The organism is Ligilactobacillus salitolerans (genome assembly GCF_003864415.1).
GTDB classification, from domain to species: Bacteria; Bacillota; Bacilli; order Lactobacillales; family Lactobacillaceae; genus Ligilactobacillus; species Ligilactobacillus salitolerans.
In genome coordinates, this window is sequence record NZ_BFFP01000058.1 from 1 (window position 1) to 10,317 (window position 10,317).

Here is a 10,317-nt window from a genome sequence, read left to right on the forward strand (position 1 = left end):
ACTGACACAGCGAGGACTATTAAACATGTCCCAGTTGTATCAGTCAATTCAAGCAAAAGCTTAAGTTGTTGAACCGCCGTATACGGTTCCGTACGTACGGTGGTGTGGGAGGTCGATAGTGTGAACTATCTCCTACCCGATTACAACAGCGATTTTTCTAAATGAAAGGAATTGGTCAAAATTGAAGAATAATGGTAAAGAAGCATTTCGCAACGAAGAGGCTATTTTAGATGTCGGGGACAAGCCTAAATTCATGCACTGGTTGGTGTTGTCGATCCAGCATTTGTTTACGATGTTCGGCTCAACTGTTTTGGTGCCGTTACTGATCGGGATCAATCCAAGTATCGCTTTGTTTGCGTCCGGGGTTGGGACCTTGGTTTACATAGCTTGCACTAAGGCGAAGATCCCAGCATACCTTGGTTCCAGTTTTGCGTTTATCGGAACGATGCAAGCTTTAATGAAGCAATTCGGCTACCCTGCGGTCGGTCAAGGTGCAATTGCTTCTGGCCTGGTTTATGTCTTGGTGGCTTGGTTGATTTCTAAGTTTGGCTCCAAATGGATGGACAAGATCTTACCGCCAGTTGTTGTCGGACCGATCATTATTGTGATCGGATTATCGTTAGCGACTACGGCCGCTAACGATGCAATGTTTAATAATTCCCATTATGATTTGAAATATTTCGCGGTCGCTATCTTCACCTTACTGATCACGATCATATTCAATATGTTTTTGAAAGGATTTCCCAGCGTGATCCCTGTCTTGTTAGGAATAGTATGCGGCTATCTTTTGGCTTTAAGCATGGGGATCATTGATCTTGCTGGGATCAAAGCAGCTAAATGGTTCAGCTTGCCTGCCTTCAATGCTATGTTTATCAACTATGATTTTAAATGGTATCCGGCAGCTATCATTGGTATGGCACCGATCGCATTTGTGACAATGACTGAACATATTGGTCACGTCATGGTTTTAAACAAGTTGACTAAAAGAAACTTCTTTAAGGATCCAGGCTTGCATAAAACTTTGCTGGGTGATGGACTATCAACAATGATCGCTGGTTTTGTAGGTGGGCCTCCAACAACTTCTTATGGTGAAAATATTGGAGTTTTGGCAATGACCAAGGTCCATAGTGTTTGGGTCCTGGCTGGCGCAGCATTTTTTGCCGTAGTTTTCAGTTTCTGCGGTAAGATCGCGGCGGTGATCCAGTCGATCCCGACACCAGTCATCGGTGGGATCTCATTTTTACTATTTGGAATGATTGCTTCTAACGGCTTGCGGATCTTGATCGATTCAAAAATCGATTACGAAAAGAAGCGCAATCTTGTCATTACTTCTGTGATCTTAGTAATTGGTATCGGAGGAACATACTTGCAGTTGGGCGATTTCCAGTTGACAAGCATTGCCTTGGCTACTGTTTTCGGGATCCTCTTAAACCTTGTTTTACCAGCAGAAGCATTTAGTGAGAAAAAATAAGCAGAGTGTAGGATCAAGCTAATTTAAATTGGAGGGATCTATTGTGGATGAACAACGTCTTGCTGTTACTTTGCCAGGATTAGAGCTTAAAAATCCAATTATGCCGGCTAGCGGCAGCTTTGGTTTTGGTGATACAAAGACAGCAGCTTCATTTGATTTAAATAATTTAGGGGCTTTAGTTTTAAAAACGACTACCCCCCAAGCAAAAAAGGGTAATCCGCAACCGCAGATCGCCGTTTTGAAAAATGGGATCCTGAATTCTGTTGGGTTGACAAATCCGGGAATTGAGCAGGTGATCACCAATAAGATCCCTGCTCTTCGGGAAAAGTATCCTGATTTGCCATTGATCGGCAGTGTCGCGGGTGAAGAAATTGCCGATTACGTTGAAGTTGCTGCTCGTTTTAGTACTGCACGGCAAGTTCAAGCTATAGAACTCAATGTTTCTTGTCCAAACATAGCTCAGGGCGGGATGCAATTTGGGAGTGATCCGCAGATGATCACAAGGCTGACTCAAGCAGTCAAAGCAAAGACAAGCCTCCCGCTCTATGTTAAGTTGACACCAAACGTCACCGATATTGTTGCTTGTGCGCAAGCTGCGAAAGCAGGCGGCGCCGATGGTTTAACCATGATCAATACTGTTTATGGGATGCATATTGACCCCCAGACCAGAAAGCCGGTTCTGGGGAATAAAATGGGCGGCTGGTCTGGGCCGGGGATCAAACCTTTGGCAATTCGAATGATCTATCAAGCTGCTCATGCCGTTAATCTGCCGATCATCGGCGTTGGGGGGATCACTACCGCTCAAGATGTGATCGAAATGTATCTGGCAGGTGCAAGTGCTGTCCAGATCGGAAGCGCCCAATTTCAAGATCCGCTGGCTTGCAAACATATCGCAGAGCAGCTGCCGGCAGTGATGGACCAGCTCAATGTCTCTTCTTTAGAAGAGTTACGTCTTGAAGTCAGAAAGGAAATGAAAGATGGAAGATAAACGGCCGATCGTCGCCTTAGATTTTGCAGATCGTGATCAAATGACAGGATTCTTAAACTTATTTCCCCGTGATGAGAAACTATTTGTGAAGGTTGGAATGGAATTATTTTACAGCTGCGGTCCTGATTTGATCAAAGAATTAACAGCACAAGGACACGATGTTTTTTTAGACCTGAAGTGTCATGACATTCCGCATACAGTAGAAGCTGCAATGAGAAGTATTTCAAAGTTAAATGTTACTTTAACTACCGTCCATGCAGCAGGCGGCAAACAAATGCTTGAGGCTGCAAAAAGCGGTTTAGCAACGGGAACTGGAAACACTAAGCTGGTTGCTATTACTCAGCTGACCTCAACGTCACAGGAAATGCTGCGCAATGAACAGCTTTCTAGCGTCAGTATGGCAGAAAGTGTTGTCAATTATGCGCAGCTGGCTAATAGTGCAGGTTTAGACGGTGTCGTTTGTTCAGCCCTTGAGGCCGCTTCGATCAATCAGGCTGTCAAAGATGAATTTTTAACTGTTGTCCCTGGGATCAGGTTAACTGCTGATAGCCATAATGATCAGCAAAGAGTCGTAGCACCTGATCAGGCTGCACAGCAAGGAGCCGGCATGATAGTAGTTGGACGTAGTATTACTCAAGCACCTGATCCGTTTCGTGCTTACCAAGAAGTCCAAAAACTATGGTTGAAAGGAAGAGAATAATGAAAAAAATCGCTGCTGAATTATTGGAAATCAATGCCGTTAAGTTAGCGCCAAAAGAACCTTTTATTTGGGCAAGTGGGATCAAAAGCCCAATTTATTGTGACAATCGTCTGACGATCAGTTATCCAGCTGTTAGAAATGAAATAGCGGCTGGGCTCGCCCAATTGATCACAAAATATTATCCCGACACGGAGTTAATAGCAGGAACGGCAACAGCAGGGATCCCACATGCAGCCTGGGTCGCTCAAATTTTAGATCTCCCAATGATTTACATCCGGTCGGCGCCTAAGGACCACGGCAAAGGCAGACAAATAGAAGGCGTCGCCGCAGCTGGGCAGAAAACAGTTGTGATCGATGATTTGCTTTCAACTGGGGGGAGCGTTTTGCGCGCTGTCCATGCGGTTCAAAAAGAAAAAATAGATGTTTTAGGCGTGGTTGGGATTTTTAATTATGAACTGCCCAGTCTTGCTGAAAATTTTAAGGTTAATAAATTGAGCTACCATACTTTAACGAACTTTTCTGAACTTCTGGAACAAGCCCAGCTTGAACAAACTTTTACATCTGAGGAAATAGCATCGATGGCAAGTTGGAAAAAAGATCCGGCTGCATGGATGAGCTAATTTAGAAAAAAAGGGCGACGTTTTTGGTGAATTGCGGATCGAAGCAGGATTTTGATCCGTTTTTTGTTTGACACATGCAAGACAGCGCAAAAAATGAATTTGCCAAAATTATTTTTAAAGAGTAAACTTATTGCAAGTATCAGTTTATAGCAAGTGAACTTAATCTCAAAAGGCTGTCGGCCAGCTTCTGTGATTATTTTCGCAAGTTATGCTACTAATAGTGAAAAATTATCTTCAGTTTGATATAATAAATCCTGTACTGATTGTTGTGCTTAGCAGGTCGATCTTCCGTAAACTGTTGGCTGTTTAGGGGGAGAAAAGCTTTAGCTTTAAACTTTTGAGCCAAGGCTAATTAGTCACTATCAGTTTGCGAACTTGCTAGATTTTTCGGGCAAGAATTTATCTGCTTTGGTAACTTTGAGTACATAATTTGCTTGAAAGGTTAGATTTTTTGCCTGGTGTGAATCAGCCGGTCAAAAAATCTAAACACAAGTTGATGTGTTTAAAAACGAAAAGGGGTCGTATTTAATGAAAACACAGCACGAAAGTATTTTTTCTTCGAAAACTTTAACATATTTTTTGCAGTTGGCAGAAACTATGAGCTATACCCAGGCTGCGCAGATTTTAGGGATCACTCAACCTGCCTTAACTCAACAGATCAAGAAGCTTGAACGGAATGTAGGTGCACCGCTCTTCTATTCAGTGGGCAAGAAACTGCACCTTTCTGATGCTGGCTATACGATGCTAGATGCAACGCATCAGATTTACGAAACACTCAATCGTGCAACTGATGAGATTCAACAATCTACCAGTGCAGACCTGGGTGAGATCAACATCGGGATCTTATCATCGATCGATACTGAAGTTTTCTTTGATTTTGTCATTGATTATTATCAAAGGCATCACGATATTAAGATCACGATCTATTCTTTGACCCGGAAAGAAATTTGGGAAGGGTTGGAAAATAATCAACTAGATCTGGCTATTATGTATCTGCCAGATGAAAACATTAAAAATTGGAAGCCATATGCTGCCAGAAAGATCATTTCAGAAAGCTTGGTATTTGTTCATAAAAATGAAAAATACCAGAAGCGCAGAAAAATCAGGCTCAAAGATACTGTCGGCCAGCCGTGGGTCGGCTATCCGATCAATTTTTACGTAGATGCCCAATTGCGTGAAGCATATCGTAATGAGAATATTGATGCGCCTAATTTTGTGGCTAGATTCACTCAACCGCAGCAATTACTTCAATTTGCACAGCGCACAGGAAATTATACGGCGTTGCCGGCATCATTCGTTGCGGCCAATGAGCATAGTGCACATGATGACTTCTACTACGCACAATTGGAACCTGAGATCTCCTTTGAGATGTCATTCGTTTATCGCAAAGGTAAAGCTGAAATTCCACGGATCAACAATCTATTTCAAGAGTTTGATGAATATTTGTCCCAAAAAGATTATGTTTCCCGCTTGACAGAATTTAAACAACAGCAATAAGCTTAAAACATACCAAGTTTGAATCTTTATCCAGACTATAGATCACAAGGAGAGATAATTAACAATGAAACAACTAGTTTTCGGTCATAAAAACCCAGATACAGATGCAATTGTAGCTGCAAAAGCATATTCATATCTGCTTAATCAATTAGGAGCTGACACAGAAGCCGTTGCTTTGGGCGAACCTAACGATGAAACCAAATTTGTTTTAGATCATTTTTCTGAGCCATATCCACGCGTTATTGCCAAAGCAAGTGATGAAGTGAGCCAAGTAGTTCTAGTCGATCATAATGAACATCAGCAAAGTGTTGCTGATATTGAAGACGTAGCTGTTAGCCATGTGATCGATCACCATCGCATCGCTAATTTTAGTACTGCATCGCCGTTATATTACCGTGCTGAACCAGTCGGCTGCTGTAGTACGATCATCTTTAAAGAATTTACTGAGCATGAGGTAGAGGTCCCAGCCAAACTTGCTGGGTTAATGTTATCTGCAATTATTTCAGATACATTGTTATTCAAGTCACCAACAACCACTGATGATGACATTGCAATCGGTAAAAAATTAGCTGAGATCGCTGGAGTTTCTTATGAAGAATACGGCTTGGAAATGTTAAAGGCTGGGACAAACTTAGCTACTAAAACAGCTGAAGAGTTGGTAACTTCTGATGCCAAGAGCTTTGAAATGGGCGGCAAGACAGTGCGGGTCGACCAGGTCAATACAGTTGATCTCAGTGAGGTTTTTGCGCGTGAAGAGGAATTGCGTGCAGCAATTGCCGCACAAAACTCTGACAATGGCTATGACCTGTTTCTCTTAATGGTAACTAACATTTTGGATTCTAATACACGTCTGCTTGCGATTGGTGATGGTCAAGATTTCGTCGAAAAAGCTTTCGGTAAAAAACTGACTGACGACAAAGTAGACCTTCCAGGAGTGGTTTCACGTAAGAAGCAAGTTGTTCCACCTTTGGAAAAGGCATTCGCTTAATCTATTTTTCGCTTATAATCAAAGCTCCTAACAAAGTTGGCAAAAGTCAAAATGTTAGGAGCTTTTTTACTGCTATAATTTGGCTAATAGAAACAATAAAAAGTTACTTTAACTATACCTTGATAAATACACCACACTCAAGCAGGAGAATAATCATTACAAATCCTTTTTTTTACCTAAAATAACAAGTATAATGAACTCAAGAATATTCTTTTGAGGTGGTAAAGTTGAGTCAGGAAAAAAGAATCGAACTGATCAAGCAATTATTAGAAGAACGACAAGAATTATCAACCAAAGATATTATGAGTGAATTTGGTATTTCTCAGGATACTGCACGGCGAGATATTGTTTTATTAACCAAGCGGGGCGAAGTTCGTCGGACCCATGGCGGCATACTTCCTCTGGATTTTGGCAGAAGTGTTCCAAATTATCAAAGTCGTCTTGCACGCTTTAGCAAGCCTAAGACACAAATTGCTATGGAAGCGATCAACTACTTTAAGCCGCAACACGTTTACTTTATTGATTCCTCGACTATTTTGCTAAAAACATGTCAGAATTTAAACATTCCGTTAACAGTTGTGACACATTCATTAGATAACTGTATTGCTCTTGCCCAGAATAGTAAGGTCACAGTCAAGATCCTGAGCGGAACACTCGATCACGACAACCGTTTCTTTTACTCCAATTTAGCAATGGAAGAACTACAAGACATTATGTTTGACACAGCTTTCATCGCGGCCTCAGGAATCGATGAGAATGGTGTCTATTTACTTGACCAGGGGGACGCGGAAATTGTTGGTATGGCTGTTAAGCGGGCCCGCCGAGTAATTTTAGTGGCTGAACATCAAAAATTCGTAAATAAATCATATTATCGGATCTGTTCGTTAGATAAAATTTCTTTATTTATCACAGATAAAATGCCAACAAAAAAGCAGCGCGAATTGTTTGATTCAAACACTGAGATCAAGGTCGCTGACAGCATGAATAAAAAATAGAAGATCTAGTAAACTTTCTTTATTTGAATGGCAATACTTTCCGTTCAGCTGGTATAATGGGAATAATTTTAAACAAAGGGCGTGATCATATGGTTTTAAAGCATAAGTTCAATCAACAAATCGAAAAAGTTGCAATTTCTGATATTCGGCAATTCGATACAGAAGTTAGTGAGATCCCGGGTATCATCAAGTTGACATTAGGTGAACCAGATTTTAACACGCCTGAACACGTCAAACAAGCTGCGGTTGAAGCAATTAACGATGACCAGTCGCATTACACTCCCAATCCTGGTATTCCAGCTCTCCGCGAGGCTGCTGCAAAGTATTACAACGAGAAGTTCAAGCTGCAATATCGGCCAGAGCAAGTGATTGCTACAATTGGAGCGACTGAAGCAATTGCCACTGCATTACAAACAGTTTTAAACCCAGAGGATGTAGTCTTAGTTCCAACGCCTGTTTTTCCGATTTACATCCCGATCACTGAAATTAACCATGGGCAGTGCGTGACGATCGATACAAGTACCGACAATTTTGTGTTAACACCAGAAAAATTACGGGAGACTCTGGAAGCTAACAAAAATCGGAACGTTAAGGCACTGGTACTAGTTTACCCAAGCAATCCTACTGGAGTTACGTATTCGAGAAAAGAGCTGCAAGAACTAGCGGCTGTCTTGAAGGAAAGCGGCATTTGGATTTTATGTGATGAAGTTTACGCTGAGTTATCATACTCGGAAGAGCACACTAGTCTGGCAGAGTTTTTGCCTGACCAAGTATTATTTGTGGCGGGTCTTTCCAAATCACATGCAATGACAGGATGGAGAATGGGCTTTTTAATGGGACCTGATGACTTCGTTGAACAAGCAGTTAAAGCCCATCAGTATATGGTCACAGCACCGACAGATAACGTTCAGTACGCGGCTTTGGAAGCTTTGACTAATGGTCAAGAAGATAGTTTGGCTATGAAAAAACAATATCTTGCCCGGCGCGATTTTTTAACTGCCAAGCTTGAAGCTTGCGGTTTTAAGGTTGCTAGTCCAGACGGTGCTTTTTACTTATTTGCCAAGATCCCCAGCAAATTTGGTACGGATTCTTGGAATTTTGTTCGTTCATTGGCTAAAAATGCCCGCGTTGCGCTAATCCCTGGTGCCTCTTTTGGACCAGGAGGAGAAGGCTATGTGCGCATCAGTTATGCAGCCTCTATGGAAGAGCTTGCTCAGGCGGCTGAGCGAATCAGTGAGTATGTTAAAAAGAACTAAGTAACAGGTTGATGGAGGGTAAGAGTTTGAAAACTGTTGATATTAATAGACCAATCGGTGTTTTCGATTCAGGAGTCGGCGGGATCAGCGTATTAAAGGAGCTTTGCCGTTTATTGCCGCATGAAGACTTTCTGTTTTATGGCGACTCTTTTAACGCTCCTTACGGTATAAAAACGACTGAAGAGGTCTATCAATTGAGCCGAAACATAGTTAAAAAGTTTGTTGCTCGGGATGTCAAAGCAATCGTAATAGCTTGTAATACAGCAACTAGCGCTGCGATTTCTCGTTTACGGGCTGAATTTCCAGCGGTGATTTTCGTTGGATTAGAACCGGCTGTTAAGCCTGCAGTAGAGCACAAACAAAATTCACATGTGCTTGTAATGGCAACTAAATTAACCTTACAGGAAAGAAAATTTGCTGATCTTGTTAAAAATTATAGTGATCAGGCACAGATCAGTGTTTTACCGGCTTCCGAATTGGTTGAATTTGTTGAACGGGGTGAGCTCGACAGTCCACAATTAAACTCGTATTTGAAAAAGATTTTAAAACCTTATCTTAACCAGACTGACGCGATCGTTTTAGGATGTACGCATTTTCCCTTTGTTCGTTCAACGATCCAGAAGATCGTAGGGAAGAACATCTACATTGTTGACGGTGCGCTGGGAGCTGCTAAGCGACTCGATGCGGAACTTGAAAGAACAGGAGCAAAGTGCAGTCCAGAACAGCCAGGAAGTGTCAAATTCTATAACAGTAATCCTGATCCACGTGAAATCAAGTTAAGCCGCAAGTTATTTTCACTTTGAACAGCAACAAAATGGAATTGAACTTTAGTGAGGAGTAATTTATACCATGAATGAAAAGTATCAAACATTGATTTTTGATTTAGACGACACCTTGCTGAACTTCAAATCAGCGGAAAAGCAAGCATTACAAGCACTATTTTCTGACTTAAAGGTTAAAGCTGATTCTGCAGCTTTACAGGCCTTTAGCGTTTATAATCAAAGTCTTTGGAAAAAATTAGAAAAAAAAGAAATTACACGCTCCCAGTTGTTTGAACAGCGTTTCCAGATTTTTTTCAAGAATTATTATCAGCTTGAAGTTAGCGGACTAAAATGTTCGCAGCAATATCTGTCTTATTTGGCTAACGGACATGAAGAGATCAAAGGTGCAACACAAATGCTGACACAGTTAAAAACTGAGAACAAGCAATTGTTTTTAGCAACTAATGGTGTCGCTTTTGTCCAGGAACAACGATTAAAAGACTCGAATTTAGTGAGTTTTTTTGATCAAATCTTTGTTTCTGAGAAAGTGGGTTGTGAGAAGCCTGATCCCCGTTTCTTTGCCTATCTGTTTGAGCATTCTAACGCTTTACCTCAGAAAACGGCTATGGTCGGTGATTCCTTGAGTTCAGATATTCTTGGGGGAAGCAAGGCTGGAATTGATACTTTCTGGTTCAATCCGACACAGACTGATAATTTCACGCAGGTCCAGCCAACTTATCAGATCTCAGCTTTGGATGAAATCTTGAAATATGCATAGTGCCGTAGTGAGAGGGGTATACTCCTTCTTAGGTAGACAAGCTAAATAATTAAAGCTTGCCTACTTTAGGGAGGAGTATTTTTATGGGGAAAAATGGATTCAGATACACGTTAGAGGAGAAACTCTTTTATATTAATCTGGTTCAGGCTGAATCTATGACCGCATACGCTATTCAACATCAATACGGGGTTCGCCATTCCCATGTTACACATTGGGTGGAACTCTACCAAAGTGGTGGGATTGATGCATTAAAACCACAAACT

General features: G+C 41.5%; 11 protein-coding genes. All 11 read left to right on the plus strand.

Going from position 1 to position 10,317, the window contains the following annotated elements:
- Positions 1–181 precede the first annotated feature (181 nt).
- Entirely contained in the window at positions 182–1,471 is a 1,290-nt protein-coding gene (locus LFYK43_RS11520; protein ID WP_124978438.1) for a solute carrier family 23 protein, read from the plus strand.
- Between the two features lie 43 nt (positions 1,472–1,514).
- On the plus strand, positions 1,515–2,459 hold the full coding sequence (locus LFYK43_RS11525) for a dihydroorotate dehydrogenase (protein ID WP_124978440.1): 945 nt from the start codon (positions 1,515–1,517) through the stop codon (positions 2,457–2,459).
- Positions 2,449–3,159, plus strand: coding sequence for an orotidine-5'-phosphate decarboxylase (pyrF, locus tag LFYK43_RS11530; RefSeq protein WP_124978442.1), 711 nt, complete (start codon positions 2,449–2,451; stop codon positions 3,157–3,159). Before LFYK43_RS11525 ends, pyrF begins: the two co-directional genes overlap by 11 nt.
- On the plus strand, positions 3,159–3,779 hold the full coding sequence (gene pyrE, locus LFYK43_RS11535; RefSeq protein ID WP_124978444.1) for an orotate phosphoribosyltransferase: 621 nt from the start codon (positions 3,159–3,161) through the stop codon (positions 3,777–3,779). The genes pyrF and pyrE overlap by 1 nt, the downstream gene beginning before the upstream one ends.
- 528 nt (positions 3,780–4,307) lie before the next feature.
- Positions 4,308–5,276 (plus strand): LysR family transcriptional regulator, encoded by a 969-nt coding sequence (locus tag LFYK43_RS11540; protein ID WP_124978446.1) that lies wholly within the window; start codon positions 4,308–4,310, stop codon positions 5,274–5,276.
- A gap of 64 nt (positions 5,277–5,340) precedes the next feature.
- Positions 5,341–6,264 (plus strand): manganese-dependent inorganic pyrophosphatase, encoded by a 924-nt coding sequence (locus tag LFYK43_RS11545; protein ID WP_124978448.1) that lies wholly within the window; start codon positions 5,341–5,343, stop codon positions 6,262–6,264.
- A 227-nt stretch (positions 6,265–6,491) separates the two neighbouring features.
- Entirely contained in the window at positions 6,492–7,259 is a 768-nt protein-coding gene (locus LFYK43_RS11550) for a DeoR/GlpR family DNA-binding transcription regulator (protein WP_124978450.1), read from the plus strand.
- Between the two features lie 89 nt (positions 7,260–7,348).
- Positions 7,349–8,515: a pyridoxal phosphate-dependent aminotransferase gene (locus tag LFYK43_RS11555; RefSeq protein ID WP_124978452.1), complete on the plus strand. Its 1,167-nt coding sequence runs from the start codon at positions 7,349–7,351 to the stop codon at positions 8,513–8,515.
- A 26-nt stretch (positions 8,516–8,541) separates the two neighbouring features.
- On the plus strand, positions 8,542–9,318 hold the full coding sequence (murI, locus tag LFYK43_RS11560) for a glutamate racemase (protein WP_439957220.1): 777 nt from the start codon (positions 8,542–8,544) through the stop codon (positions 9,316–9,318).
- Positions 9,319–9,364: 46 nt separating this feature from the next.
- Positions 9,365–10,054 (plus strand): YjjG family noncanonical pyrimidine nucleotidase, encoded by a 690-nt coding sequence (locus LFYK43_RS11565; RefSeq protein WP_124978456.1) that lies wholly within the window; start codon positions 9,365–9,367, stop codon positions 10,052–10,054.
- Between the two features lie 83 nt (positions 10,055–10,137).
- A partial coding sequence (locus tag LFYK43_RS11570; RefSeq protein ID WP_148095604.1) for a helix-turn-helix domain-containing protein occupies positions 10,138–10,317 on the plus strand: 180 nt, incomplete at its 3' end.